Here is a 26,038-nt window from a genome sequence, read left to right as displayed (position 1 = left end):
GGCGAACAGAGCAATTACGCACGTGGTTGGCGTTTCCCCCCGCGCAGCGTCGCTGTATAGCGCGGCCCGCGATGTTGCAAAGCCACAACCCGATTGCCCCCTGGAGCGGCCGCCCCCTCGTCCTCGTCGGATTGATGGGCGTGGGCAAGACGACGGTCGGCCGCCGCCTCGCGCAACGCCTCCGCCTGCCGTTCGTCGATGCCGATCACGAGATCGAGGCGGCGTCGGGAATGACCGTCAGCGAGATCTTCGAAAAATACGGCGAAGCGTATTTTCGCGACGGCGAACGCCGCGTGATCGCGCGGCTGATCGACGGCAAGCCCAAGGTCATCGCGACCGGCGGGGGTGCGTTCATCAACGAGGAAACGCGCAGCCTGATCCTCGCGGAAGCGACCGCAATCTGGCTCAGCGCGCATCCCGACATTCTCGTCGAGCGGGTTGGCAGGCGCAATACGCGGCCGTTGCTGCGCAACCGGGACGCGGGCCAGGTGCTCGCCGAACTCGCGCGGGTCCGCAACCCGATCTACGCCAAGGCGCATATCCACATCGCGAGCAACAAGGCCCCGCATGAAGCGACCGTTGCATCCATCCTGAAAGCCATCGGACTATGACGACGATCACCGTGAACCTCGGCGCCCGGAGCTATCCGATCCATATCGAGGCCGGATCGCTCGCCGCCGCCGGCGCGCGTCTCGCGCCGCTCGCGCGCGGGCGGACGATGGCCATCGTCACCGATGCGAACCTGACCGGTCATCTCGCGACGCTCCAGGCCTCGCTGACGCAGAACGGCGTCGCGAGCGAGGCGATCGTCCTGTCGCCCGGCGAGGGATCGAAAAGCTGGGCGACGCTCGAGGCTCTGTGCGACCGGCTGCTCGACCTCGGCATCGAACGCGGCGATCACGTCGTCGCGCTGGGGGGCGGCGTGATCGGCGATCTCGTCGGATTCGCCTGTGCGATCCTCAAGCGCGGGTGTCAGTTCGTCCAGATTCCGACGTCGCTGCTGGCACAGGTCGACAGCTCGGTCGGCGGCAAGACCGCGATCAACACGCGCGCGGGCAAGAACCTGATCGGCGCCTTCCACCAGCCCGCGATGGTGCTGATCGATCCGCAGCTGCTCGACACCTTGCCGATACGCGAGCTGCGCGCGGGCTATGCCGAGGTCGTTAAATACGGCCTGATCGACGATTTCGCGTTCTTCGAATGGTGCGAGGCGAACGGCGCTGCCCTGCTCGCGGGCGATGTCGCGCTGCGCACCCACGCGATCGCGCACAGCGTCGCCGCCAAGGCGCGGATCGTGGCTGCTGACGAGCATGAGACGACCGGGACACGCGCATTGCTCAACCTCGGCCATACTTTCGGCCACGCGCTGGAGGCCGAGACGGGCTTTTCGCAGGCGCTGATACACGGCGAAGGCGTGGCCGCAGGATGCGCGCTCGCCTTCCGCTTTTCCGCGGCGCAGGGCATCTGCCCGGGCCAGGACGCGACGCGCGTCGCGGCGCATTGGCGTGCCGTCGGGCTCCCCGATGGCCTCGGCGCCGCCGGGATATCGGCGTCCGGTGCCCGGCTCGTCGACCATATGCGCCACGACAAGAAGATGGCGGCAGGCACGCTGCCGTTCCTGCTCGCGCGGGGCATCGGCCAGACCTATCTCGACAAGACCGTGAACCTGTCGACCGTCGCCGGTTTCCTTGACGCGGAGGCGCGATAATGCCCAACGGAATCGCCAAGCAGAACCTGCCGACCAAGATTTGTCCGGCCTGCGAGCGTCCGTTCACGTGGCGCAAGAAATGGGCGCGCGATTGGGACAACGTCACCTATTGCTCGGACGCCTGTCGCAAGAAGCGCTAGGCACGCCGGAGCGGAGCCCCTCAGCCCCGCGCGCTCCACGCCAGCCAGAGCCAGCCAGCGATGAGCAGGACGCCGCCGATCGGCGTGACCGCGCCCAGCCAGCGCGGCGCCCCAAGCGCCATCGCATAGAGAGTCACCGCGAAGATCGCCGCGCCGCCGACGAACAACCAGGCCGGGCCCCGCGCCTCCATCCGTATCGCCACCAGCGCAGCGACGACATGGATCAGCTGATATTGGGCGCCGGTCTTGAGCCATTCGACCGCCGCCCCGCTCGCACCATGCGCACCGAACGCCCCCGCCGCGACGGCGATCGCACCGGACAGCGCAGCGGCGATCACGAGGAATGAAACGGGTATCATCGCGGATCATTCCCCCATGGAAAGCGCTGCGCGGTCTCGGCCCGCGCCGCGCCGATATCGGACGCCGCGACCTGGATCCGCAACCGTTCCTTGTCGCGCGACCGGTACCGCTCTTCCGCCCGGTCGATCTCGGCGGGCGTGACACCCAGCCCGCGCAGCGCCAATCGCGCCATCTTCACCGCCGATTCGAGAACCTCGCGCACGACATAGTCGGCTGCCGACGTCTTGAGCTTGACCAGCGCGCGCCGGTCATAGGCGCGCACGTAAAGCGCCGCCTTCGGGAACGCCTGATGGATCGTATCGAGCATCTCGGCATCGAGCTGGTCGCCGTCCATGCAGAAGCAGATCAGTTCCGCCTCCGCCGCGCCCGCCTGTCGCAACAGGTCGAGCCGCGTGCCGTCGCCATAATAGACCTTCGCGCCGAACTCGCCGGCGATATCGATCATCTCGATATCGGTATCAATCAGCGTGACGGGGATGTCCTGCGCCAGCAGCATCTGCCCCACCGTCTGACCGAACCGGCCATAGCCGACGATGATCGCGTTCGATCCGTCCGCCGTCGGACCATCGCGGTCGCCACCCGCCGCGATCGGCTCGGCGCGGAACCGGCGCGTGATGCCCATCAGGAACGGCGTCGTCGCCATCGACAGGGTGATGATCGCGCCGAACAGGCTTGCCGCCTCGGGATCGATCAGCAGCCCGGCCTGCGCCTGCGCGAACAGCACGAACCCGAACTCGCCGCCCTGGCTGAGCAACAGGCCGAGCGCGAACGCCTGTCGCCAGGTCATCTTGAACGCAAGGCCGATCGCCATGATCACGCCGGTCTTGGTCGCGATCAACGCCATCGCCATCGCCAGCACGAAGAAGGGCCGCTCGGCGATCGCGCCGAGATCGAGCAGCATGCCGACCGCGAGGAAGAACAGCCCGAGCAGGATCGAACGGAACGGCTCGACATCGGCCTCCAGCTCGTGCCGGTACGGGCTGTCCGCCAGCATCACGCCCGCGATGAACGCGCCGAGCGCGGTCGACAGCCCGAGCCATTCCATCACCGCCGCGCTCGCGATCACCGTGAACAATCCGGCGAACACGAACATCTCGCGCTCGCCCAGATTGCCGATCAGCCGGAAGAACGGCCGCAGCAGGAAGCGCCCCGCGATGATCAGTCCGCCAACGGCCACGACGGTGTAGATCGCGAGCAGCCATCCCGGCGGCGCGTTGGCGTCGGCGGGATTGCGGCTCATCGCTGCGACGATCGTGATCAGCGGCACGATCGACAGATCCTGGAACAGCAGGATCGAGAAGGCGCGCTCGCCGAACGGCGTCCGCATCCGGCCGGACGACTGGAGCATCGGCAGCACCTGCGCGGTCGACGACAGCGCGAGCGGCAATCCCAGCGCGAGCGCGGCAGGCAGCGAGAAATGCGCGAAGATCCACACGATCGCGGTGATCGCCAAGCCGCACGCGACCACCTGCATCAGCCCGAGCCCGAAGATCTCGTGTTTCATCCGCCACAACCGCGTCGGGTTGAGCTCGAGGCCGACGATGAACAGCAGCAGCGTGATGCCGAGTTCGGCGATCCCGAGCTTGGCCTCCGCATCGCCGACCAGCCCAAGGACATGCGGCCCGACCACCGCGCCGGCGACGAGATATCCGAGCGTCGCGCCGAGCCCGATCCGCCGGAACAGCAGCACGAAGACCAGCCCGAATCCGAGCAGGACCACCCCGTCCCGCAGCAGTGACGGCGTCGTGCCGTCGTGCATCAGACGTCGACCCCGGCGGAGGCGGTCGCCGATCGCCGGTCGGCATCCTTGCCGTCACCGCGCTGCGTCGCAGCGGCGGCAGCGGCATCGGCAGCCGCTTCGAACGCGAGCCGGATCGAGGGATGGCGCGCGGTATAGTCGAGCGCGGGAACGAAGATGTCGAGCCCCGGCCATTCCGGCAGATCGCCCTCGCGCGCGAGCCATGCGGTCAGCGAATCGCGGATCGCGCCGAGTTCGGCGGCATCGCGCCCGACGATGTTCGCCGCCAGCAGCGACGACGACGCCTGCCCCAGCGCACAGGCGCGGACCAGCAACCCGACCGTGTCGACGCGGCCATCGGCGTCGACGGTCACGTCGACCGTCACCCGGCTCCCGCAGATTGGCGAGCGTCGCTCGGCGGTCGCCATCGGCGCGGACAGCCGCTCGTTGTGCGGGATCGACGCGGCGAGGCGCAGGATCTCGGCATTGTACAGCGTGGCACTCATGACGTTGGCTCACTTGCGTTTTCAGAGGGCGATGCCGGCGTTCGCGCGCCGAACACCGGTTTGCCGCGACGACGACGATCGACGAAGTCGGCGATGCTGGCGCTCGTCGCATTCAGCAGCGGATAGGTCCGCGACCCCGTCATCCACGACGGCCGCCGCGCGGGCCCGCCGCCCATCGTGTCGATGACCAGCGTCGCCAGCAGGAACACGAGGCTGGCGAGGATCAGGCCCTTGAGCGCCCCGAACCCGAACCCCAGCGCACGGTCGACAGGGCCCAGGATCGAGGTCCGCGTCCGCGCGCCGATCGCGTTGGCGACCAGCCGTCCGCCGATATAGGTCGGCCCGGTGATGATCGCGAACGCCAGCACGGCCGCCCCGCTCACCGTCCCCACCAGGGGGGTCAGCGCGGCGGCGACCGGGATGTGGAACAGCTTGAGCATCGCCACCATCGCGACCCACGCGAACATCGACAGCACTTCGGTGACGAACCCGCGCAACAGGCCGAGAACAGCCGAACCGGCAACGGCGAGCAGGACGATCACGTCGAGGGCGGACAGGTTCATGGCTCTGGAATAGGGACGTGCGCGGGCATCCGCTAGTGCGGCGATGCGGCTTGTCGCCGCCAGCGTCGTCAGCCGCGCCCGAGCATGTGGTCGACGAACGCGGCGAGCGTCTTGAATCCCGACAGCTTCATCCCGCTCTTCTCCCCCGTCATCGATGCCGGGACGAGCGCGCGGTCGAACCCGAGCTTGCTGGCCTCCTTCAGGCGCAGCGGACCATGCGCGACCGGGCGGATCTCCCCCGACAGCGCGACCTCACCGAACACGACCGCATCGACGGGCACCGGCCGCTCCGCCATCGCCGAGATCAGCGCCGCCGCGACCGCGAGATCCGCGGCAGGATCCTGGACGCGGTATCCCCCGGCAATGTTGAGATAGACTTCGGCGGTCGAGAAGCTCAGTCCGCACCGCGCCTCGAGCACCGCGAGGATCATCGCCAGTCGCCCCGAATCCCATCCGACCACCGCCCGCCGCGGCGTCGCGCCCGACGCCAGCCGCACCGTCAGCGCCTGGATCTCGACGAGCACCGGCCGCGTCCCCTCCAGCGCCGGGAACACCGTCGCGCCGGTCATCGCATCGTCGCGGTGCGTCAGGAACAGCGACGACGGGTTGCCGACCTCGGCTAGCCCCTCGGTCTGCATCGAGAAGACACCGATCTCGTCGGTCCCGCCAAAGCGGTTCTTGATCGCGCGCAGGATGCGGTACTGATGGCTGCGCTCGCCCTCGAAGCTCAGCACCGTGTCGACCATATGCTCGAGCACGCGGGGCCCCGCGATCGAGCCGTCCTTGGTGACGTGCCCGACCAGCACCACCGCGGTGCCGCGCTCCTTGGCGAACCGGATCAGCTCCTGCGCCGACGCGCGGACCTGGCTGACCGTGCCGGGCGCGCCCTCGATCAGGTCCGAATGCATCGTCTGGATCGAATCGATCACGAGCAGCGCGGGCGGTCGCGTCTGGAGCGTCGTCAGGATGTCGCGCGTCGAGGTCGCCGCCGCGAGCTGGACGGGCGCATTGCCGAGCCCCAGCCGTCGCGCGCGCAGCCGGACCTGATCGGCCGCCTCCTCGCCCGAGACATAGGCGACGGACTGCCCCGCGAGCGCCATCTTGGCCGCGGCCTGCAGCAGCAGCGTCGACTTGCCGATCCCGGGATCGCCGCCGATCAGCGTCGCCGACCCCTCGACGAACCCGCCGCCCAGCGCGCGGTCGAGTTCGGCGATGCCCGTCGCCATCCGGTCGGGCAGCTTGATCTCGGCATCGAGCCCGACGAGCTGGATCGCGCGGCCACCGCTCTGGAGGTTGTGCTTCGAATGGAACGGCGTCGCGGCGGTGTTCGCCTCCTCGACCAGCGTGTTCCACTCGCTGCAATCCGCGCACTGCCCCGCCCAGCGCGAGGCGACCGAACCGCAGGCCTGACACACGTAACGCTTCTGGATCTTTGCCATGCCGGCGGTCTAGCCCAACAGGAACGATAAGGGAACATCGTTCGCCCCGATGCGACCCGGCGGCGCTTCGCGGCCGGATTGTCTGGCGCTTGCGGGCGGGCGACGCTATCCGCCCGGGTGATGCAGCCGACCGATCTCCGCGTGGCCCTCTTCAGCGGCAATTACAATTACGTCCGCGATGGCGCGAACCAGTCGTTGAACCTGCTCGTCGGACATCTTCTCTCGCGCGGCGTCAAGGTCCGCGTCTATTCGCCGACCGTCGCCAAGCCCGCCTTCCCCGCGATCGGCGATCTGGTCGACGTCCCCGCGATCCCGCTCGTCGGCGGGCGCGGCGAATATCGCGCTGCGCTCGGGATCACGCCGCGCGTCCGCCGCGACATCGACGCGTTTGCGCCCAATATCGTCCATGTCTCCGCGCCCGAATTTCTCGGCCACGCCGCGGTCGCCTATGCACGCAAGCGCGACATCGCGACGGTCGCCTCGTTCCACACCCGGTTTGAGACCTATTTCCGCTATTACAAGATGGGGTTCCTCGAGCCGCTCGCGAAAAAGCGCCTGACCCGCTTCTACAATCTGGTCGACGAGGTCGTCGTGCCGGGGCCGAGCATGGCCGACCTGCTGCGGCACTGGGGCGTCAAGTCGTCGATCGGCATCTGGTCGCGCGGGATCAATCATGACCGGTTCAATCCTGAACGACGCGATCTGGCGTGGCGCCGCTCGCTCGGGATTGCCGATGACGAGATGGTCGTCGGGTTTCTTGGCCGGCTGGTGAAGGAAAAGGGGCTCGACGTCTTTGCCGACGTGCTGACCGAACTGCGTCGCCGCGACGTCCGCCACCGCGTCGTCGTGGTCGGCGAAGGCCCGGCGCGCGACTGGTTCGCAGGGCGTGTCCCGGACGCGGTGTTCACCGGGTTCCAGTCGGGTGACGCACTTGGCCGCGCGGTCGCGTCGATGGACGTGTTCTTCAACCCCAGCGTGACCGAGACGTTCGGCAACGTCACGCTCGAGGCGATGGCGGCGAGCGTTCCCGTCGTCGCGGCGCGTGCGACCGGCGCAGTCGACCTGATCGACGACGGCAGCACCGGGTTCCTGGTGCCGCCGACCGACATCGCCGGCTATGCCGACGCGATCGGCCGGATCGTCGCGGAACCGGGCCTGCGCCACGCGATGGGCGATGCCGGGCATGCCAAGGCGGCGGGCTATCGCTGGGACGTGATCAACCAGACCGTGCTCGACACCTATCTCGCGGTGATGGCGCGTCGCGAGCGCGACTGATCGACCGCGGTCGGCGGGCCCGTCAGCGTCAGACGGCCACCCAGTCGAACGTCAGCGGCGCCTCGCGAAAGGCGAAGCGGTCGAGGTGGCTCGACACCACGCCGCGCATCCGCTCGACATCCTCGCCGTCCGGCACCGTCAGCGCGACGTCGAGCGTTTCGCTGTCCGCGCGCATCTCGAGCACCGCGCCGTTCGGGAAGGCGATGCGGCCCTCCTCTTCCGACATCGTGACGTCCATCTTGTGGCTCCAGTGCTTGGCAAGCTGCTGGAGATACCTGCTCGCCGAATGCGTCGGCACGCGTGCGACCGAGACGTTCACTTCAGACGCTCGATCTTCTGCGCGACCTCGTCGATCAGAGCGGCCACGTCGTGCAGCGTATCCTCGTTGACGTCCTCGCGCATCAACCGGTGCTGGAGCACCTGCCGCAGATTGCCCATCGCCCGCCGGATCGGCGCGCCATCGGTCCGCTCCGATTCCGCGCCCACCGCCGCCAGCCGCGCGAACAGCGCATCGACGACCGCGCTGTTCTCGGCGAGATGCGTGCGACCCTCGTCGCTTGCCGCAAAGCGCTTCTTGGCGCCCTCCGATTGCTGCTCCTCGATCAGCCCCATCTCGTCGAGCATGCTGAGCGTCGGATAGACGACCCCCGGGCTCGGCGCATAGCCGCCGCCGGTCAGCCCCTCGATCTCGCGGATCAGGTCGTAGCCGTGGCGTGGTGCATCGGCGATCAGCTTCAGCATCACAAGCTTCAGCTCGCCGCCATCGAACAGCCGGCGCCGACCGCCGGGGCCTCCGCGATGGCCGTGCCGTCCGTGAGCGTCGTGACCGCCCCGACCGCGCGTTTCGCCGTCGCCACGCGGGCCACCGGTCCAGGCGCCATATCCCATACCAAAACGCATTTGAGTGTTCTCCGATATATCTTAGTTCATTGCATGAGATATATCGCAGACTATTTCCCATTCAAGGGGCCGGTCAAAAGTTATGCGCGCTTATGCGTCCGGCAACAAATAACGATCCGTAGAGGGAGAACGCGCATGGATGGGCAAACCGCCCCCCCGCCCCTATCTTTGCCGCATGGCCGACCTCTTCGCGGGCTTCGAACCCGCCGCCCCTACCGAAACGCCCCCCGAGAACGCGCCGCTCGCGGATCGCCTGCGCCCGCGCACGCTCGACGAGGTGGTCGGGCAGGACCACATTACCGGCCCCGAGGGTGCGATCGGCAGGATGGTGTCGGCAGGGCGGCTGTCCTCGATCATCCTGTGGGGCCCGCCCGGCACCGGCAAGACCACGATCGCGCGGCTGCTCGCGGATGCGGTCGACCTGCGGTTCGTCGCGATCTCGGCGGTGTTCTCAGGTGTAGCCGAGCTGAAGAAGTCGTTCGCCGAAGCACGCGAGCACGCCAGGATGGGCAAGCGCACCTTGTTGTTCGTGGACGAGATTCACCGCTTCAACCGTGCGCAGCAGGACGGCTTCCTGCCCTATGTCGAGGACGGCACGGTCACGCTGGTCGGCGCGACCACGGAGAATCCGTCGTTCGAACTCAACGCCGCGTTGCTCAGCCGCGCGCAGGTGCTGATCCTCGAACGGCTCGGCCGCGGCGCGCTCGAACAGCTGCTCGACCGGGCCGAGGTGGTGATGGAGCGCCCGCTGCCCGTCACCCCGCCCGCCAAGGACGCGCTGATCGCGAGCGCGGACGGCGATGGCCGGTTCCTGCTCAACCAGGCGGAGACGCTGTTCTCGGTCAACCTGCCCGAGCCGCTTGATCCGGCGGGGCTGTCGAACTTCCTGCAACGCCGCGTCGCGGTGTACGACAAGGATCGCGAGGGGCATTACAACCTCATCTCCGCGCTCCATAAATCGATCCGCGGCAGCGATCCGCAGGCGGCGCTCTATTATCTCGCGCGGATGCTGACCGCGGGCGAGGAACCGCTGTTCCTGCTGCGCCGTCTGACGCGCGCCGCGGTCGAGGATATCGGGCTCGCGGATCCGCAGGCGCTGGTCCAGTGCATCGCGGCGAAGGACACCTACGACTTTCTCGGCAGCCCGGAGGGCGAGCTCGCGATCGCGCAGGCCTGCGTGTATCTGGCGACCGCGCCCAAATCGAACGCGGTGTACAAGGCGCAGAAGGCGGCGTGGAAATCGGCGCGCGAGACGGGGTCGCTGATGCCCCCCGCCGCGATCCGCAACGCCCCGACCAAGCTGATGCGCGATATCGGCTACGGCAAGGGCTATGCGTACGACCATGATGCCGAGGACGCATTCTCGGGGTCGAATTACTGGCCCGACGAGATGACGCCGCAGAGCTTCTATGTGCCGACCGATCGCGGCTTCGAGAAACGTCTTGCCGAGCGGCTCGCCTGGTGGGACGACCGGCGCCATGCGAAAGACAGCTAGCCGCGCGCTCGTCCCCCTCCTCGTCCTGACAGCCCCGCTCGCGACGGCGACAGCGACGGCGACGGCGCAGCAGATCCCGGCCGCCGCCGCGACCACGCACGACCGGGCGATCGCGGCGGGGTACAAGGCGGCGATGTATTGTGCGGGGATGTTCAACGCAGGCCGGACCGCGGGCCAGATCGACCGGGACGAGCTTCGCGGCATCTACCCGCAATATGACGCGATCGTGCCGACGCTGACGGCGCAGGTCGACCGGGCGCGCGGCGTGGTGACGGTCGCCTATGATCCGGCGATGCCCCCGCGCAGGGTCAGCTGGACTGCCGCGAACGGCTGCACCGCCGCGCCGATCGGCAGCGTCGCGGGTCGCAGCGCGGCCCCGGCGGCGGCGCCCCGCCCCGCCGCCGCCGCCGACCCCCGCCGCTGGCCGCTCGGCGATGCCGGGATCACGCCCTCGACGAGTCCGACGCTCCACACGGCCGTCGCGACGGCGTTCGACCGTGCGACCTATGGCGCGGAGTCGGAAACGGTCGGCGTCGTCGTGGTCAAGGACGGCAGGGTCGTCGCCGAGCGCTACCGCGACGGGTTCGGGCCGTTCGTCTCGAATCGGACTTGGTCGGTCGGCAAGAGCATCGCCGGCACGCTGCTCGGGATCGCGCTCCACGACGCGAAGCTGACGCCCGGCGCGCGCACGACGAACTGGCCGCTTGCTGACGATCCGCGGGGCGCGATCACCTATGACCAGCTGCTGCGGATGGCGAGCGGGCTGCACAGCGACACTGCAGGCAACCGCACCGACGCGATCTATTTCGGCGGGACGACCGTGACCGAGCAGGCGACGGCCTGGCCGCTCGAGGCGAGGCCCGGCACGCGCTTCCGCTATGCGAACAACGACATCTTGCTCGCGGTGCACAGCCTGCGCGGCGTCATGCGCGACCGGTATCGCGGCTTCCCGCAGCGCGCGCTCTTTGCCCCGCTCGGCATGACGCACAGCGTCGCCGAGACCGACTGGCAGGGCAATTACGTCCTCTCCAGCCAGGTCTGGAGCACCGCGCGCGATCTGGCGCGGCTCGGCCAGCTGTGGCTCGACGATGGCGTCTGGAACGGCACGCGCCTGCTGCCGGCGGGGTGGATGACGTACATGACCACGCCGAGCGGCCCGCAACCTGCGACGGGCCCCGGCTATGGCGCGACCATGTGGCTGTTCGGCGAAAAGCAGGGCCTGCCCGCCGGCAGCTACGCTGCGCAGGGCAATCGCGGGCAATATGTCATGGTCGTCCCGTCCGAGCATCTCGTGGTGGTCCGGCGCGGCGAGGACCCCGGTGCGGCCCGGTTCGACGTTGCCGGGTTCACCGCCGCGATCCTTGCGGCAACGCTTGCGAGCAGCCGCTGAGGGTGATCGCTACACCCGCGCATTTCCGGCAGTTTGCGGTGATCGACTGGTCCGGCGCAAAGGGCAGACGCCACAAGGGGATCGCCGTCGCGCTGTGCGAGCAGGGATGCGCGGCACCCGTGCTGGTCCCAGCGCCCGACGGCGTCTGGTCGCGGACCGCCGTGCTCGACTGGCTGCTCGTACAGCGCGACGCACCGTTGCTCGTCGGGTTCGATTTCAGCTTTTCCGCACCGTTCGTCGAGCGGGGCGCACACCTTCCCGGCGACGCCGCGACTTCGGATGCGCGGGCATTGTGGGCGAACGTCGACGCAGAGAGCGACGACGCCGACCTGGGCGCCGCTTCGTTTATCGAACGGCGACGCGGCACGCATTTCTACCTGGGCGCAGCGGATGGTACCAAGGCCGACTTCCTGTACTGGCGACGCTGCGAGATCGCGAGCGACGGGGGACGCAAACCGTCGACGGTCTACGACGCGATCGGCGCCGCACAGGTAGCCAAGGCGAGCTTTGCGGGCATGCGCCTGCTCCACCGTCTCGATCGGGCAATACCCGTCTGGCCGTTCGATCCGCCGTCGGCGACCGGAGCGACCATCGTCGAAATCTATACGAGCATCGCCGCGCGTGCGGCAGGATTACCGACGGGACGCAGCAAGATTCGCGACCCCGGCGCGCTCGATGCCGCGCTCGCGGCGTTCGGTTCGGCGGCGCACGCCCCGCTTCGCCAGTATGACGATCACTCGACCGATGCGATCGTCGGCGCGGCATGGCTTCGTCGGCACGCGTGTACGGAAAAATTCGGGCACCCGCCCGCAATGACGGCGCATATTGCGGCCACCGAAGGCTGGACCTTCGGCGTCACCTGACGCATGAGGCGATTCAGGCCGGTTTAGCTCAGTTGGTAGAGCGCCAGTTTTGTAAACTGGATGTCGCGGGTTCGATTCCTGCAACCGGCACCATCACCGTGATCCAGGCACCCGCCGCCGCCGGAATTCCCGATGGCTTCGCGCGAAGACGGTGCCCGCGCCTGCACGGTCGATCCGGCTATTTCCGTGTCAGCCCCGATCCCTCGTCCTCCGCCAGCGGGTCGTCCTCGAGCCCTTCGAGCGGCGTGCGGGCGACATAGGTTGCGCGCCCGAGCAGCTGCGCCCCCAGCGGCAGCGTCACGAGCAGGAAGATGATCGTCAGCAACCCCGATTGCGGGCGTGCGACTTCACCCGTGAGCATCGCGCCAAGGATCACCAGCGCGGTGCCCAATGTCCCTGCCTTGGTCGCGCTGTGCATCCGCTGCAGCGCATCGGGCAGCCGCACCAGTCCGATCGCGGCGACCAGCAGGAACAGGACGCCCGCCCCCATGAGGATCAGCCCGAGCACCGTCATGAGCGCGTCTTTCGTTCGAGGAAGAGCGCAAACGCGGCGGTCGCGACGAAGTTGACCAGCGACAGCACGAGCGCGACGTCGAGAAACCCGCTCCTGCCCGACGCCACCGCGATCAGCGCGGAGAACGCGACCGCGACCGCGGTGAGCATGTCGAACGCGACGAACCGATCCGCGGACGTCGGACCGCGGAGCATGCGCCACGCCGCCAGGCCGGTGACCAGGCACAGCATTGCCATCATCCCCCAGACGATCGCGGAAAGGTCGAACGCCATCATGCCTCCAGTACCTTGACCCAGCGTTCGTAGAGGCGGCGGAACCGCGCGATCGTGGCGGCCGGGTCGCGCGCATCGAGGACGTGCAGATACAATGTGCGCCGGTCGTCGGAGACATGAAGGCATGTCGAACCGGGCGTCAGCGATGTCAGATAGGCGAGCAGCGCCACCGCCCATGGGCGTCGCAGGTCGGTGACCAGAACCAGGATCGCGGGGTGAGTCCGTACCGGTCTGCCGAGCACGATCGCGGCAACGCGGAACGACGAGACGACGAGATCCCAGAGAAAGACGAGCAGCAGCGCGGGCACGGCGACGAAAAGGCGGAGAGCCTTCATTGGCCGAGCTCCATCAGCGCGCGCGCGGACGCCTCCGCAACGATCCAGAGCGGTTGCGGGAACAGTCCGATCGCGATCGTCGCAATCGACAGCACCGCCATCCCCGCGCGCATCGCATGCGGTATCGCGCGCGCCTGGCGCTTGATAGGGCTGGCCTTCCAGCAGGCCTCCGCCCACAGATTGGCGACCGACACGATGGTCAGCATCGCGGCGATCAGCGCGACGAGTGCCATCCAGCCCATCCCACCGGCGACCGCCGCACGCAGAATGAAGAGCTTCGCCCAGAAACCGGACAGCGGGGGGATCCCTGCCAGCGACAGCATCGGAACCGCGAACAGGAACACGAACATCGGATCGGAGCGGACCATGCCGCCCGCGCGCTTCAGGTCCCAGCTGCCCGTCGCACGCCGGATCGCGCCGATGCCGAGGAACAGATTGGCCTGCACGATCATCGAATGCACCATGTAGAAGCTCGCCGCCGCCAGCCCGGCCGCCGAACCGATCGCAAGCCCGGCCGCCATATACCCGACCTGCGCCACCACATGGTAACCGATCAGGCGGCGCATGTCGGATTGCGCCAGCGTCGCGAGCGCGCACAGCAGCATCGTCGCCGCCGCGAGGATCGCGATGACGGGCGACAATTGCGCCGCCCCCGCGCCGAAAACGCCGGCCATGACCAGCAGCAGCGCGTAAAATCCCATCTTGGTCATCAACGCCGCGAACACCGCGGCCACCGTCAGCGGCGCGGATGCGTAGGATGCGGGCAGCCAGACGTGAAACGGCGCGAGGCCCGATTTCAGCGCGAAGCCGGACAGCAGAAGCGCCGCCGCGACGCTCGTCGCGACGCTTGGCGGTTGCGTCTTGAGGATCGCGGCGAGGCTCGCAAGGTCGAGCGTTCCGGTGGCGCCGTAGAGAAGCCCGATCCCCGCAAGGATCGCGGTCGCGCCGACCATGCCGAACACCGCGTACCGCGTCGCGCCGCCGACCTGGTGACGCCGCCGGTCGAGCAGGATCAGGCCCAGCGCCGCGACCAGCGCAAGCTCGAACCACACGTAGAGATTGAACAGGTCGGTGGTCAGAAGCGCACCGTTCACCGCGCCGACAAGCGCGAGCATCAGGGCGTCATAGCCCGCCCGCCGGCGACGCGCGCCGATATCGGCGATCGCGAAGATCGCCGCCGCGGTTGCGACCAGCGCGACGACGACGACGAGCACGGCGCCCGGAAGCCAGGCCGCAAAGCCGATGCCGATGCCTTGCGGCCAGCCGCCAAACACGACGATCGCGAGCGGCGCCGGATCGATCGCGCGCGCCAGCAGCGCTCCCGCTGCCAGCAGCGTGAGCACGGTCATCAGCCCCGACCAGGCCCTGCACAACGACGCGTGGTTCCGCAGCAGCGCTGCGATGGCGGCACCCGATAACGGCACGGCGACCGGCGCCAGCAGCGTGACGGCGTCGTTCATGACGCTGGCTCGATGGATTCGGCGTCGCGCTGTTGCTCGGTGGCTTCGAGATCGCGCGCGTCGAGCGACCCTGTCGAACGCCACCCGCGCAGCACGATCGTCGCCAGCACGATCGTCAGCGCAAAGCCGATGACGATCGCGGTGAGGATCAGCGCCTGGCTGGTCGGGTCCGCGGATGGCCCAAGGACCTGCTCGCCATCGCGTATCAGCGGCGGCTGTCGCACACCGTTTCCGCCGACGACGAACAGCATCACGTTCACCCCCGTCGCCATCAGCGCGAGGCCGAGCAGGATACGCACGAGGTTGCGCGACAGGATCATGTACAGCGCGCAGGCGATGATGACCGCCGCTGCCAGCGCATGGAGAAGGATCATCGCGCCGCCTCCCGCTGGAGCCCGAACAGATAGGTCAATACAGCCCCCAGAACGACGAGATAGACGCCGACATCGAACACGATGGTGGTACCCATCTTGGGCAGCCAGTTGTCCGGCTCCCACCACAGATGCGTGAGGTAGGCGTCGCCCGCCAACATCCCCGCCAGCCCGCTTCCGATCGTCAGCAGCAGCCCGACACCCACCAGCGTGATCGGCGAAACGCGCAACGTGCCCGCTGCCGCGACGGGACCGCGGGCGAGCGACAGCACGGCAAAGGCAAGCGACCCGACCAGGCCACCGATAAAGCCGCCGCCCGGCTGATCATGCCCGCGCCACAGGATCACGAGCGACGCGGCGATGAGCAGGATGAAGAGGGGTTTGGCGGTGGTCGAGAAACTGAAATGGACATCGTGCCGCGCATCGCCGTCATTGGCATCGTTGCCCCGGAGCAACGCCGCCCCCAATATCGCTGCGGCGGCGATGACCACGGTTTCGCCCAACGTATCGAACGCGCGGAAGTCGACGAGGATGACGTTGACGACGTTATGCCCACGCCCGGCGATATAGCTCATTTGGCCGAAGAAGTCGGACGCAAGCGCGGGATGGTCGATCGCCGCGGCGTCGAGCGTCGCGACGAACAGGATCGTCCCCAGTGCCGCCCCAAGAAGCGCGTCGACGCCGCGTTGCGACACCGTTCGCGTGCGCGATCCGACGAGCGGCAGAGTCGCGAGCATCGCGGTCAGCATGACGACCAGCAATGCCTCGACCGCAAACTGGGTGATCGCCAGGTCGGGTGCGCCGCCGGCCATGAATAGAATCGCGGCCGCAAAGCCCGTCAGGCCGACCCCCAGCATCGTCGTCAGCAGGTTTGCCGACCGCGCGGCCACGACCGCACCGGCAACCGCGAGGAGCGCGATGAGGATATCGGCGAGATGGGGCGCAGCACCCGGGGAGATTCGAAGCGGTCCCGCGCCGGCAACGATCGCCCACCCGGCGATCCCCGTGATCGTGGCGATGACCACTCCCAGGAGCACGCGGAGGTCGCCATGCTCGGTCCACGCCACCGTCCGGGCGCTGAATGCCATCATCGCGCGCTGACTGCGTTCCCAGAACTGCTCGATACCGAATTGCTCGAACCGGTCGCTGCCGCGCAGCATCGTATGGATCGGCGCCCAAAATACCGCGATGACGACGCCCACCAGCACGACGAGGCCGCTGAGCATGAGCATCGGCGTGATCCCGTGCCACACCGCGACATCGACATCGATCGGCCGGCGATACACGGCAGCGACGGCAGGCCGTATCACCACGCGCTCCATCCAGCTCGGATCGAGACTGAGCAGCAGCCCGAGCATCGCCAGCAGCAGCGGCGGCACGCCCAGCGAGATGCTCTCGCGGTGGCGCATCTCGACGGGTTCGGCGGATGCGAGGAAGAACGGTCGCAGCGTCACCACCGCCGCGACGCCCACCATCACGGCGTTGACCAGAACCGCGATCGCGATCGGGACGCTTTCCCAGCTGCTTTCGATCTGCGCCTGGAACAGGAATTCCTTGGTGATGAAGCCGAAGAAGGGCGGGATTCCTGCCATCGAAAGACTGGCCCCCGTGCACGCGATCGCGGTCATCGGCATCCGGCGCGCAAGCCCGCCGAGCGAGCGGAGCGACCCCTGCCCCGTCAGGTGAAGCACCGAGCCCGCACAGAAGAACAACGCGGCCTTGTAGAGCGCGTGCGCAATCAGGAAGCCGATCATCGCGACCGTCGCGGTCGGCCCGTCGAGCCCGATCAGCAAGACCAGGATGCCGAGCGAGGCAATCGTGGAATAGGCGAGCGCCGCCTTGAAGCTCTCCGCCCGCAGCGCCTGGACCGCGGCGATCACCATGGTCACGCATGCGACGACGATCATGACCGTCCGGCCCCATCCGGTCGCGGCGATCAGCGGCTCGAACCGCGCGAGAAGGTAGATGCCGAGCTTCACCATCGTCGCCGAATGCAGGAACGCGGATGCCGGCGTCGGCGCCTGCATCGCGTTGGGCAGCCAGAAGTGGAACGGAAACTGCGCCGACTTGGTGAAGCCTGCGATCAGCACCGCGATGACGATCGGCGTCGCCCAGGGCGAAGCGGCGAGTTCGCCGCTGCGATTGACCGCCTCGGCAAGCGAATAGCTTCCCAGGACATGGCCGATCATCACCACCGCCGCGACCAGCGCCAGCCCGCCACCCGCGGTCACCTGCAACGCCATCACCGCCGCACGACGCGCGCGGGCGGACCGGCTGTCGAACCCGATCAGCAGGAACGACAGGATGCTCGTCGCCTCCCACATCGTCGCCATCAACAGGAGGTTGTCGGCGAGCACGGTCCCGAGCATCGCGGTCATGAACAGCAGGATCAGCGTGAAGAACCGGGAACGCTGCCGCTGTGGCTTGCCCGTCAGATAGCCGCCCGAATAGGCCATCACCAACGTGCCGATCCCGGTGATCAGCAGGCAGAAGAGAAACGAGAAGCCGTCGAGGCGCAATGTCAGGTCGAAGCCGATCTCCGGCGACCAGCTGCGCTGCTCGGTGCGCACCCAGCCGCGTTCGACGATGTCGGACATCCGGACGAACGCGACGAACAGCCCGAGCGGAAACAGCGCGACGACAAGCCCCGCCCCGCGCGTCATCACCCGCGCGATGAGGGGAAGCAGGCAACTTCCGATAAGCGAGACGGCGAGAAGTACGAGCATGGGATTGCCATGCAGCACGCTGCCCCGGTGCGCAAATCAAACGCTTGATTACGACGCTGACCACCACCCCCGCCGGCGGATCGCGCGGTACACGAAGCAAGCATAGCCCGGAAGGTTGTTGGTCCCCGGGCGGCAAGTCTAAGAGTTGATTTGCGCCTGTCGACGAATTGCGCCGCGGCATCGCCGAGATCATCCATCGGCGACGAGCATTCACCTTGCGTAATACTGTGACGCTCCAAGGATTTGCGATGGCAGCGGTAGAGCCTGCACAATCTCCGACGCGCGCGGTCGTCCCGGATATTTTCCTATTGATCGATATCAACAACGCCTGCGATCATGGATGAGATGTGTCATCGGCGCGGTGAGTAGAACGCGCACCGAACGCGCCGCGTCGCCTCATCGCGCGTTGACCGCCTGACATTGTTACAGGAGATCGGGCATGGCATCCGCTGACGTCACAAAGGCCGCTCAGCATGGCGACGACGCGCCACCGACCACGTGGAAGCATGGCGGCGGCACCGAGGTCGCCGGCTTCGCCGCGGGAGAGGGTGAACCCTTTGTCGGACGCGCGGTGACGATCAACCGTCCGGTCAGTGACGTGTTTGCCTATTTCCGCGATTTCTCGAATCTCCCCAGTTTCATGGAAAATGTCGAGCGCGTCGATCTGCTTGACGACAAGCGCTCGCACTGGGTCGTCAAGGCGCCCGCCGGCAAGACGGTCGAGTGGACCTCGCAGATTACCGACGAGGCCCCGGACGGCTTCATCGCGTGGCGATCCGAAGACGGCGCCGATGTCGCAAACAGCGGCCGCGTCGAGTTCCGCGACGCCGGCGCGCGCGGCACCGTCGTCACCGTTTCGATCCTGTACGACCCACCCGCCGGTGTCGTGGGAAAGCTCATCGCCAAGATGTTCCAGCGCGAACCCGCGATCCAGGCACGCCGCGACCTGCGGCGGTTCAAGCAATTGATGGAAACCGGCGAGATCGCGACCGCCGCGATGAACCGCAAGCAGCATGAAGAGGAGACCGCCTGATGCGCGCGCTGGCCTGGCACGGCAAACACGACGTCCGCGTCGATACCGTCGACGATCCCGAAATCGTCAATCCGCGCGACTGCATCATCAAGGTCACCGCGACCGCGATCTGCGGATCCGACCTGCATCTCTACGACAACTACATTCCAACGATGCAGGCCGGCGACATCCTCGGCCACGAGTTCATGGGCGAGGTCGTCGAGGTCGGCGCGAAGTCGACGTTGAAGAAGGGCCAGAAGGTCGTCGTGCCGTTCACGATCGCGTGCGGCAGCTGCTATCACTGCGGCAAGCATCAATATTCGGCGTGCGACAACGGCCTGCCCGCCGACAACCAGGACATCGCGCAGGAACTGTACGGCCAGCCGATGGCGGGGCTGTTCGGCTACAGCCACATGACGGGCGGCTATGCGGGCGGTCAGGCGGAATATGTCCGCGTGCCGTTCAGCGACGTCGGCCCGATCGTGATCCCCGACGGCGTCGACGACGAGAAGGTGCTGTTCCTCTCGGACATCCTGCCGACCGGCTGGATGGCGGCGGAGAATGCGCAGATCGAGCCCGGCGACACGGTCGCGGTCTGGGGTTGCGGCCCGGTCGGGCTGTTCGCGGTCCAGTCGGCGTTCCTGATGGGCGCCGAGCGCGTCATCGCGATCGACCATTTTCCTCGCCGTCTCGAGCTCGCCAAGCGGTTCGGCGCGGAGACGATCAACTATGAGGAAAGCGCGGTTTACGAGGCGCTGATGGTGATGACCGGCGGGATCGGCCCCGACGCGGTGATCGACAGCGTCGGGCTGGAGGCGCACGGGTTCTTCGTCGACAACGTGCTCGACCAGATCAAGGCGTCGACGTTCCTCGGCACCGATCGCGCGCATTCGATCCGCCAGGCGATCATCGCCTGCCGCAAGGGCGGCCGCGTCTCGATGCCGGCGGTCTATGGCGGGTTCATCGACAAGTTCCCGCTCGGCGCGCTCATGGAAAAGGGTCTCACGCTCAAGACCGGCCAGACGCATGTCCAGCATTACATGCCCGCGCTGCTCAACGCGATCATGGAAGGCAAGATCGACACGACCTTCCTGATCTCGCACCGGATGGACCTCGAGGACGCGCCCAAGGGCTATGACATGTTTAAGAACAACCAGAACGAAGTGACAAAAGTCGTGCTCAAGCCCGGCTTCAATTGAGAGGATACGAGACCATGGCTGATAAATTCGCAATCATCACCGGTGCCTCGACGGGCATCGGCTTCGAACTCGCGACGCTTGCTGCAAAGGACGGTTACGACATCCTCGTCGTCGCCAACGAAGCGCTGATCCAGTCCGCCGCCGCCGACTTCAAGCAGTTCGGCACCGAGGTGACCGCGGTCGAAGCGGACCTTTCGACGATCGAGGGCGTCGACGCGCTGCTCGCCGCGACCAATGGCCGCAAGGTCGACGTGCTGTGCGCGAACGCCGGCCAAGGTCTCGGCCACGGCTTCCTCGACCAGACGCTCGCCGACTGGCGCAACGTGGTGGATACCAACATCACCGGCACGCTTTACCTCGTCCAGAAGGTGCTGCCCGCGATGGTCGCGCGCAACGACGGCAAGGTGCTCGTGACCGGGTCGGTCGCAGGCTATATCCCCGGCGCGTTCCAGGCGGTCTATAACGGCTCGAAGGCGTTCATCGACAGCTTCACCGAGGCGCTCCGCAACGAGATCAAGGAGGCGGACGGCGTCACGCTGACGACGCTGATGCCCGGCCCGGTCGATACCGAATTCTTCGACCGCGCCGACATGAACGATACCGACGTGGGCACCGATCCGAACAAGAGCGACCCCGCCGACGTGGCGAAGGACGGCTGGGACGCGCTGATGGGTGGCAAGCCGTCGATCTTCTCGGGCTGGAAGACGAAGATCCAGGGTGTGCTTGCCAATGTCACACCGGGTTCGGTGCTCGCGGAACAGCATCGCAAGATGGCGGAACCAGGCAGCGCCAAGGACTGAGGCGTTCGCCCGGATTACCAACGATACCGATTGGCCCCGCCATGCTTGACGGGGCCAATCCTGTTTTGAGCGGGCGTTCGCGCGGGAACGTCGGCGCCTCGCACAACACCGCCAACCGTTTCACATGTCTATGTCGTGATGCCGTAGGATGTCCGCTGATCGTTCGGTGAGCGCGTCACGGCACCACGAGGACGTCCTGCGTTCCCCTGTTCGACATGATCGGGCGACACGGCTGTGCCGCCCGATCGAGGCATCAACGACGCGGCGCCGCTGCGAATGCCGCCTTCAGCCGTGCCACGGCAAGGTCGTTGGCATCTTTGGCGCCGCGTACCACCTTGGCCATGCCGAAGAACTCGTGCGTCACACCCGGGAACGTCTTCTGCTCGACCTTCACGCCCGCAGTCCGCATCGCGGTCGCCAGAGTCTCGCCGTCGGACCGCAGCGGGTCGATCTGCGCGTTGATGATCGTCGTCGGCGGGAGCCCCCGCAGGTTTGCCGCAACGAGGTTCAGACGCGGATCCTGCGCATCCGCCGGGCTCGTCTGGTAGTAATGGCCGAACCAGTTCAGCATCGCACCGTTCAGCGGCTTGGCATTGGCCGAATCGCGGCGTGACGGAAGCGTCTTGCTGCTGTTCGCGATCGGATAGACTGAGACGATGTGCCGCGGCAGGGTCAACCGGTTGTCGCGCGCGTAGATCGCGGTGGCGACCGCGAGGTTACCGCCAGCGCTTTCCCCTGCGACCGCGATCTTCGCGGGATCGGCACCCCAGCTCGCGGCATTCTGCAGTGTCCAGCGATAGGCTGCCGCCGCATCGTCGTGCTGCGCCGGGAATTTGAACTCGGGTGCGTGGCGATACTCGACCGACACGACGACCGCATTCAGCGCCTGTGCCATCGCCCGCGGTGCCGCGTCATAGGTGTCGACGTCCGCGATCACCCAGCCGCCGCCGTGATAATAGACGATCACCGGCATCGGTGCGCCACCGGCGGGCGCCGCGGCAGGCTTGTAGATGCGGGCGAACTGCTTCGGGTCCGAGCCATAGGGCACGTCCTTCGTCGTCACGGCGGCATCGGGCGTCGTCGGCATGCCCTTCTTCGCCATCACCGCCTTCGCGCCGTCGGCAGCGGACGGCTGCATCCGGGCTTCGGCGGGGGTGAGCGTCTCGATCGGCTTGCCGCCCAGACCCGCCAGCGCGTCCAGCACCATCTGCATGTCGGGCGCCGCCTTGGGAGGCTGTGTCGCGGTTGCCGGCGGCGGCGGCGGTGGTGGTGCGCTGGGCTGGCGAGCGGACTGTGCGAGCACGCCCGCGGACGCGGTGAGCAGGCTTGCCAGGACGACCGCACGAGCGGACGAACGCTTCGAAATATTGAACATATCTTACTCCTGTTGTGCGACATGAACAAACGGGAGGTGTCCACGTTTCTGTACGGAACCGTGCCAATCAGTCGCGCCGGTAATCAACGGAGACGGCGTTGCCACCGATTGTCAGCCTTCAGCACACGATGTTTGCAGCGGGATCCCCGCGGCTCGAAGGCCGGTCGAACAACCGGCTTCTGGCCAGCCTGTCCGATGCCGACTTCGCGCTGTTGATGCCCCATCTCGAGCCGGTCTGCTTTGCCGCGGGCGATTTCGTCACGCGCGCGGGCGATCCGATCGAGAGCATCTACTTTCTGGGACAGGGCATTGCCGGGGTGCTCGAAACGCTCGACGGCGATCGAAACTATGCGATCGGCCTGGTCGGGGTCGAGGGGTTCATCGGCTGGCCACGCCTCCTCGGCACCGACCGGTCACCCTATGACGTCACGGTGCGGGCCGAGACCGGCCATGCGCTGTGCGTGTCGTCGAAAGCATTGATCGCGGCGGTCGATCACAGTGCGACGCTGCGCGCGGCGCTGCTCCGCTTCGTCCACGTGTTCATGCTGCAGATGGGGCGCACGATCGTATCGTCGCTCGCCCACTCGATCGAGCGGCGCATGGCGCGGTGGATATTGCTGTATCACGATCGCGTGCAGGGCGACGAGATCTGCATGACGCACGAGGAATTCCGGCTGATGCTCGGCGTTCGCCGCAGCAGCGTGACGGACGCGTTGCACCGGCTCGAGGAGGAACGCGCGATCCGCGCGATCCGCGCGCGAGTGGTCGTGCAGGACCGGGCAAAACTCATCGCGCTCGCGGGCGGGACCTATGGGCGCCCCGAGCAGGAATATTCACGGCTGTTCAGCGTGTAGCGATCGGTCATCTGGGTGCGGTGGACGCGCTCAGGTCACCGGCTTCGACGCGTTCGGCACCAAGGTCACGCGAGGCTGCGGCATGACCCTCGCCTCGCCCGACACCCGGTTACGCCCCGCCGCCTTGGCACGATACAGCGCGCGATCGGCGCGTTCGATCAGGTCGGTGGCGAGCAGATCGGTGGTCAGCCGCTCCGAGCCGAGCGACGCATAGCCCGCGCTCACCGTCAGCACCGCTTTCGACGGATCGGGATGCTCGACCTGCAGCGCCTCGATCGCGGCGCGGATATTCTCCGCGACGATCGCCGCCGTGCGCGTGGTCGCGTTGGGCAACAGCACGGCAAACTCCTCGCCGCCAAAGCGCGCGACCAGATCGCTGGCCCGCCGCACGACGCCGCGGATCGCATTAGCGACAGCCTTCAGGCACGCATCGCCCTGCTGATGGCCATAGCTGTCGTTGAAGGTCTTGAAATAGTCGATGTCGACGAGGATCAGCGACAGGTCATTGCCCGTCCTTGCCGCCCGGCGGATTTCGTCGACCAGCGTCATGTTGAACCGCCGCCGATTGGCAACCGCGGTCAGCGCGTCCGAAAACGCATGGCGCGTGGTCTCGTTGTGAAGCTCGACGGATTCGGTGATGTCGGTCGCGATCTTGACGATCCGGGTGGGCTTGCCGTTCGCGTCCAAGATCGGGTTATAGCTTGCCTGCAGCCAGATCGGGCGGCCGTCGCTGCCGATCCGGCGAAATTCCGAACGGATGAATTCGCCACGGCGAAGCCGCTCCCAGAACCGGTCGTAGCTCGGATCATGCGCGTCTTCGGGGGTGAGGAACATGCGGTGGTGACGGCCGCGGATGGCGAACTCGGTATAGCCCGTGATCGCCAGATAATGTGCGTTGGCGGACAATATCGTGCCATCGAGCGCGAACTCAATGATCGCCGTCGACCGCGAAATCGCCTCGAGCATGCTCTGATGATCGGCAGCATGTTCGCGCGCGTTCGTCACGTCCTGCGCGATCTTCAGGATCTCGCGCGGCTCACCGACGGGGTCGCCGATCGTCATGTACGTCGCCTGGAGCCAGACCTCCCGACCGTCCTTTCCGACCCGGCAGAACTCTGACTGCATCGACCGCCCGGTTCGCAACGTATTCCAGAACATCGCATATCCGGCGCTCGCCGCTTCGTGCGGACGGATGAAGACGCTGTGATGCCGACCGATGACATCGACCGCGTCCATACCGAATATGTTCAGATAGCGATCGTTCGCGAACAGCACGGTCCCGTCCAGCCCGAACCGGATGATCGGCATCGTTCGCGCGATGGCGTCGACGACGTGTCGGGACTCGGTCATGTCCCAGCAAGTCTCTGTACCGGTAAGGTTATCGATCGCGCTCATGCCGACACTCATGGAAATGGGCTTCAAGACCCCCGCCCCACCTCCTTTATAGACTGCACGCGCACCAACCCGACGTCATCGCCATCTTTCAATGCTCGTGGCGCTGCAAGCGCGTGGCGAATGCGTATGCCGCAAGCATGCACAGAATCGCGCCGCAACCAATGAGCGCCCCCGGCAGAAAGATCATCGCCGCTGCAATATGCGGCATGTTCTTGTACAAAAGATAATAGGGTCTGTCGGATATGTACAAATACAGGCCGCTCAGAATAAGCGCCGCAGACAAACATATGATAGATGCCGGCATCGCGACATCCCATCTTCTCTGCATGGCAACCGCCTCATCGCCCTCGCCTTCGGAAATGACGGATAGCGCATATGTCGCTGAGAATCCGAATACTATTCCTACAATAAGTATGACGACAGGCATGTCCAGAATAAGCGAGCAGGCAAGTACAAAGCCGGTCGGAACCATGATTCCTAGTGCAGTGCACAATATAATTGTGAGAAACCTCATTTTCATGGCTCGTCATGTAGCATGCGCCTGATCCATCAGACTGCTCATGTAGATATACGTACGGCAAATAGTCGCAACTGTTAGTTTGTAATGACTTTCATTTTCAGGAAGCCTGCCAGGCAGCTTGCGCGCCCGACGCCGCGATCGCCCCGTCTGTGCAAACCCACGCAGCGCCACTGCGCGTCCTGTTGGGCGTGCACCCCATGGGGCGGTCGCAAGCGCGACGAACGGCCCGGCCGCGGCCTTGCACTTGCCGGGTTCGTCGGCTATGCGCGCCAGCTTCCAACATCCGATGGTGGAACCTGCGGGAGGCGCGCGTCGTACGCGAGCCGTCATTACCGCTAGACTCGAAACCGGGCGGAACGCGATTGTGTTCGCAGCCCCTATCAAGAGAGTGACATGGCTAAAAAGATTACCGGATACATCAAGCTGCAGGTCCCTGCAGGCGAGGCAAAGCCCGCGCCGCCGATCGGGCCTGCGCTGGGTCAGCGCGGCGTGAACATCATGGAGTTCTGCAAGGCGTTCAACGCCGGCACGAGCGAACTGAAGAAGGGCATGCCGATCCCGACCGTCATCACGGTCTATGCGGATCGCTCGTTCTCGTTCGAGACGAAGACCCCGCCGGCATCGTACCTGATCAAGGAGGCCGCCGGTCTCAAGTCGGGTTCGAAGGAGCCGGGCAAGGTCGTCGCAGGCAAGATCAAGCGCAGCCAGCTGAGCGAGATCGCCACGACGAAGATGAAGGACCTCAACGCCAACGATATCGACGCTGCGACGAAGATCATCGAAGGCAGCGCCCGCGCAATGGGCCTCGAAGTGGTGGAGGGCTGATAT

The 26,038-nt window shown here is 66.7% G+C and carries 28 protein-coding genes and 1 tRNA gene; 13 read left to right on the top strand and 16 right to left on the bottom strand.

Translation table 11 applies throughout. From position 1 onward, the window contains the following. Positions 1-71: 71 nt before the first annotated feature. Genes AC0CH3_RS05145 through AC0CH3_RS05135 form a run of 3 tightly spaced genes read left to right on the top strand, consistent with a single transcriptional unit; the run spans position 72 to position 1,848 of the window. The gene (locus tag AC0CH3_RS05145) at positions 72-611 is read left to right on the top strand and encodes a shikimate kinase (RefSeq protein WP_056021269.1); all 540 of its coding nucleotides are present in this window, start codon (positions 72-74) and stop codon (positions 609-611) included. Further along, on the top strand, positions 608-1,708 hold the full coding sequence (gene aroB, locus AC0CH3_RS05140; RefSeq protein ID WP_354302413.1) for a 3-dehydroquinate synthase: 1,101 nt from the start codon (positions 608-610) through the stop codon (positions 1,706-1,708). The genes AC0CH3_RS05145 and aroB overlap by 4 nt, the downstream gene beginning before the upstream one ends. Then, the gene (locus tag AC0CH3_RS05135; protein WP_082445957.1) at positions 1,708-1,848 is read left to right on the top strand and encodes a DUF2256 domain-containing protein; all 141 of its coding nucleotides are present in this window, start codon (positions 1,708-1,710) and stop codon (positions 1,846-1,848) included. Before aroB ends, AC0CH3_RS05135 begins: the two co-directional genes overlap by 1 nt. Positions 1,849-1,868: 20 nt before the next feature. On the opposite strand, the gene AC0CH3_RS05130 is transcribed toward AC0CH3_RS05135, so the two are convergent. The 5 genes from AC0CH3_RS05130 to radA form a co-directional block, all read right to left on the bottom strand. After that, positions 1,869-2,207, bottom strand: coding sequence for a DUF423 domain-containing protein (locus tag AC0CH3_RS05130; RefSeq protein WP_333996349.1), 339 nt, complete (start codon positions 2,205-2,207; stop codon positions 1,869-1,871). Then, complete coding sequence (locus AC0CH3_RS05125) at positions 2,204-3,967, bottom strand: cation:proton antiporter domain-containing protein (protein WP_354302411.1); 1,764 nt, start codon at positions 3,965-3,967, stop codon at positions 2,204-2,206. Before AC0CH3_RS05125 ends, AC0CH3_RS05130 begins: the two co-directional genes overlap by 4 nt. Beyond that, the gene (locus AC0CH3_RS05120; RefSeq protein ID WP_354302409.1) at positions 3,967-4,452 is read right to left on the bottom strand and encodes an iron-sulfur cluster assembly scaffold protein; all 486 of its coding nucleotides are present in this window, start codon (positions 4,450-4,452) and stop codon (positions 3,967-3,969) included. Before AC0CH3_RS05120 ends, AC0CH3_RS05125 begins: the two co-directional genes overlap by 1 nt. Further along, a complete protein-coding gene (locus tag AC0CH3_RS05115) occupies positions 4,449-5,015 on the bottom strand; it encodes a CvpA family protein (RefSeq protein WP_354302407.1) in 567 nt (188 codons plus the stop codon). The genes AC0CH3_RS05120 and AC0CH3_RS05115 overlap by 4 nt, the downstream gene beginning before the upstream one ends. 68 nt (positions 5,016-5,083) lie before the next feature. After that, entirely contained in the window at positions 5,084-6,454 is a 1,371-nt protein-coding gene (radA, locus tag AC0CH3_RS05110; protein WP_056021252.1) for a DNA repair protein RadA, read from the bottom strand. 120 nt (positions 6,455-6,574) lie between these two features. Here radA and AC0CH3_RS05105 point away from each other — a divergent pair, with 120 nt between their 5' ends. Next, a complete protein-coding gene (locus AC0CH3_RS05105) occupies positions 6,575-7,729 on the top strand; it encodes a glycosyltransferase family 4 protein (protein WP_354302405.1) in 1,155 nt (384 codons plus the stop codon). A gap of 28 nt (positions 7,730-7,757) precedes the next feature. On the opposite strand, the gene AC0CH3_RS05100 is transcribed toward AC0CH3_RS05105, so the two are convergent. Continuing rightward, positions 7,758-8,048, bottom strand: coding sequence for a DUF2218 domain-containing protein (locus AC0CH3_RS05100; protein ID WP_354302403.1), 291 nt, complete (start codon positions 8,046-8,048; stop codon positions 7,758-7,760). Then, positions 8,045-8,629 carry a PadR family transcriptional regulator gene (locus AC0CH3_RS05095; RefSeq protein WP_354302401.1) on the bottom strand — a complete coding sequence of 195 codons (585 nt, stop codon included), beginning with the start codon at positions 8,627-8,629 and terminating at the stop codon, positions 8,045-8,047. The genes AC0CH3_RS05100 and AC0CH3_RS05095 overlap by 4 nt, the downstream gene beginning before the upstream one ends. A 175-nt stretch (positions 8,630-8,804) precedes the next feature. On the opposite strand from AC0CH3_RS05095, the gene AC0CH3_RS05090 reads away from it, so the two are divergent. The 4 genes from AC0CH3_RS05090 (at position 8,805) to AC0CH3_RS05075 (ending at position 12,470) form a co-directional block, all read left to right on the top strand. Then, entirely contained in the window at positions 8,805-10,124 is a 1,320-nt protein-coding gene (locus tag AC0CH3_RS05090) for a replication-associated recombination protein A (protein ID WP_354302399.1), read from the top strand. Then, complete coding sequence (locus AC0CH3_RS05085) at positions 10,108-11,514, top strand: serine hydrolase domain-containing protein (RefSeq protein WP_354302397.1); 1,407 nt, start codon at positions 10,108-10,110, stop codon at positions 11,512-11,514. The genes AC0CH3_RS05090 and AC0CH3_RS05085 overlap by 17 nt, the downstream gene beginning before the upstream one ends. Positions 11,515-11,516: 2 nt before the next feature. Further along, positions 11,517-12,377, top strand: a complete 861-nt coding sequence (locus tag AC0CH3_RS05080; protein WP_465237677.1) for a hypothetical protein — start codon at positions 11,517-11,519, stop codon at positions 12,375-12,377. A 17-nt stretch (positions 12,378-12,394) separates the two neighbouring features. After that, positions 12,395-12,470: transfer RNA gene (locus tag AC0CH3_RS05075), tRNA-Thr, on the top strand. An 85-nt stretch (positions 12,471-12,555) separates the two neighbouring features. On the opposite strand, the gene mnhG is transcribed toward AC0CH3_RS05075, so the two are convergent. The 6 genes from mnhG to mbhE are packed head-to-tail and all read right to left on the bottom strand — an operon-like array spanning position 12,556 to position 18,055. After that, entirely contained in the window at positions 12,556-12,891 is a 336-nt protein-coding gene (mnhG, locus tag AC0CH3_RS05070) for a monovalent cation/H(+) antiporter subunit G (protein WP_056021239.1), read from the bottom strand. Beyond that, positions 12,888-13,163, bottom strand: coding sequence for an MrpF/PhaF family protein (locus tag AC0CH3_RS05065; RefSeq protein ID WP_056021236.1), 276 nt, complete (start codon positions 13,161-13,163; stop codon positions 12,888-12,890). Before AC0CH3_RS05065 ends, mnhG begins: the two co-directional genes overlap by 4 nt. Continuing rightward, positions 13,163-13,498 carry a Na+/H+ antiporter subunit E gene (locus AC0CH3_RS05060; RefSeq protein ID WP_465237676.1) on the bottom strand — a complete coding sequence of 112 codons (336 nt, stop codon included), beginning with the start codon at positions 13,496-13,498 and terminating at the stop codon, positions 13,163-13,165. The genes AC0CH3_RS05065 and AC0CH3_RS05060 overlap by 1 nt, the downstream gene beginning before the upstream one ends. Continuing rightward, positions 13,495-14,958 (bottom strand): proton-conducting transporter transmembrane domain-containing protein, encoded by a 1,464-nt coding sequence (locus AC0CH3_RS05055; protein WP_056021230.1) that lies wholly within the window; start codon positions 14,956-14,958, stop codon positions 13,495-13,497. The genes AC0CH3_RS05060 and AC0CH3_RS05055 overlap by 4 nt, the downstream gene beginning before the upstream one ends. Further along, on the bottom strand, positions 14,955-15,332 hold the full coding sequence (locus tag AC0CH3_RS05050; protein ID WP_056021227.1) for a sodium:proton antiporter: 378 nt from the start codon (positions 15,330-15,332) through the stop codon (positions 14,955-14,957). The genes AC0CH3_RS05055 and AC0CH3_RS05050 overlap by 4 nt, the downstream gene beginning before the upstream one ends. Further along, a complete protein-coding gene (gene mbhE / locus AC0CH3_RS05045; protein ID WP_354302376.1) occupies positions 15,329-18,055 on the bottom strand; it encodes a hydrogen gas-evolving membrane-bound hydrogenase subunit E in 2,727 nt (908 codons plus the stop codon). Before mbhE ends, AC0CH3_RS05050 begins: the two co-directional genes overlap by 4 nt. Positions 18,056-18,494: 439 nt before the next feature. On the opposite strand from mbhE, the gene AC0CH3_RS05040 reads away from it, so the two are divergent. Genes AC0CH3_RS05040 through AC0CH3_RS05030 form a run of 3 tightly spaced genes read left to right on the top strand, consistent with a single transcriptional unit; the run spans position 18,495 to position 21,066 of the window. Continuing rightward, positions 18,495-19,088 carry an SRPBCC family protein gene (locus AC0CH3_RS05040; RefSeq protein ID WP_354302374.1) on the top strand — a complete coding sequence of 198 codons (594 nt, stop codon included), beginning with the start codon at positions 18,495-18,497 and terminating at the stop codon, positions 19,086-19,088. Continuing rightward, positions 19,088-20,266 (top strand): zinc-dependent alcohol dehydrogenase, encoded by a 1,179-nt coding sequence (locus tag AC0CH3_RS05035; RefSeq protein WP_333996336.1) that lies wholly within the window; start codon positions 19,088-19,090, stop codon positions 20,264-20,266. The genes AC0CH3_RS05040 and AC0CH3_RS05035 overlap by 1 nt, the downstream gene beginning before the upstream one ends. 14 nt (positions 20,267-20,280) lie before the next feature. Beyond that, positions 20,281-21,066 (top strand): SDR family NAD(P)-dependent oxidoreductase, encoded by a 786-nt coding sequence (locus AC0CH3_RS05030; protein WP_354302371.1) that lies wholly within the window; start codon positions 20,281-20,283, stop codon positions 21,064-21,066. 253 nt (positions 21,067-21,319) lie between these two features. Here the strand turns inward: AC0CH3_RS05030 and AC0CH3_RS05025 are convergent, their stop codons facing one another. Continuing rightward, a complete protein-coding gene (locus tag AC0CH3_RS05025) occupies positions 21,320-22,441 on the bottom strand; it encodes an alpha/beta hydrolase (protein ID WP_354302369.1) in 1,122 nt (373 codons plus the stop codon). Positions 22,442-22,539: 98 nt separating this feature from the next. Here AC0CH3_RS05025 and AC0CH3_RS05020 point away from each other — a divergent pair, with 98 nt between their 5' ends. Further along, positions 22,540-23,295, top strand: coding sequence for a Crp/Fnr family transcriptional regulator (locus AC0CH3_RS05020; protein ID WP_354302368.1), 756 nt, complete (start codon positions 22,540-22,542; stop codon positions 23,293-23,295). Positions 23,296-23,325: 30 nt separating this feature from the next. On the opposite strand, the gene AC0CH3_RS05015 is transcribed toward AC0CH3_RS05020, so the two are convergent. Next, positions 23,326-24,690 (bottom strand): sensor domain-containing diguanylate cyclase, encoded by a 1,365-nt coding sequence (locus tag AC0CH3_RS05015; protein ID WP_354302366.1) that lies wholly within the window; start codon positions 24,688-24,690, stop codon positions 23,326-23,328. Positions 24,691-24,778: 88 nt separating this feature from the next. Continuing rightward, a complete protein-coding gene (locus tag AC0CH3_RS05010) occupies positions 24,779-25,162 on the bottom strand; it encodes a hypothetical protein (protein ID WP_354302364.1) in 384 nt (127 codons plus the stop codon). A 441-nt stretch (positions 25,163-25,603) separates the two neighbouring features. On the opposite strand from AC0CH3_RS05010, the gene rplK reads away from it, so the two are divergent. Next, positions 25,604-26,035 carry a 50S ribosomal protein L11 gene (rplK, locus tag AC0CH3_RS05005; RefSeq protein ID WP_031392847.1) on the top strand — a complete coding sequence of 144 codons (432 nt, stop codon included), beginning with the start codon at positions 25,604-25,606 and terminating at the stop codon, positions 26,033-26,035. The last annotated feature ends 3 nt before the right edge of the window (positions 26,036-26,038 follow it).

Source organism: Sphingomonas sp. AC449 (assembly GCF_979253475.1).
This window is presented reverse-complemented; position numbering and strand designations above follow the sequence as displayed.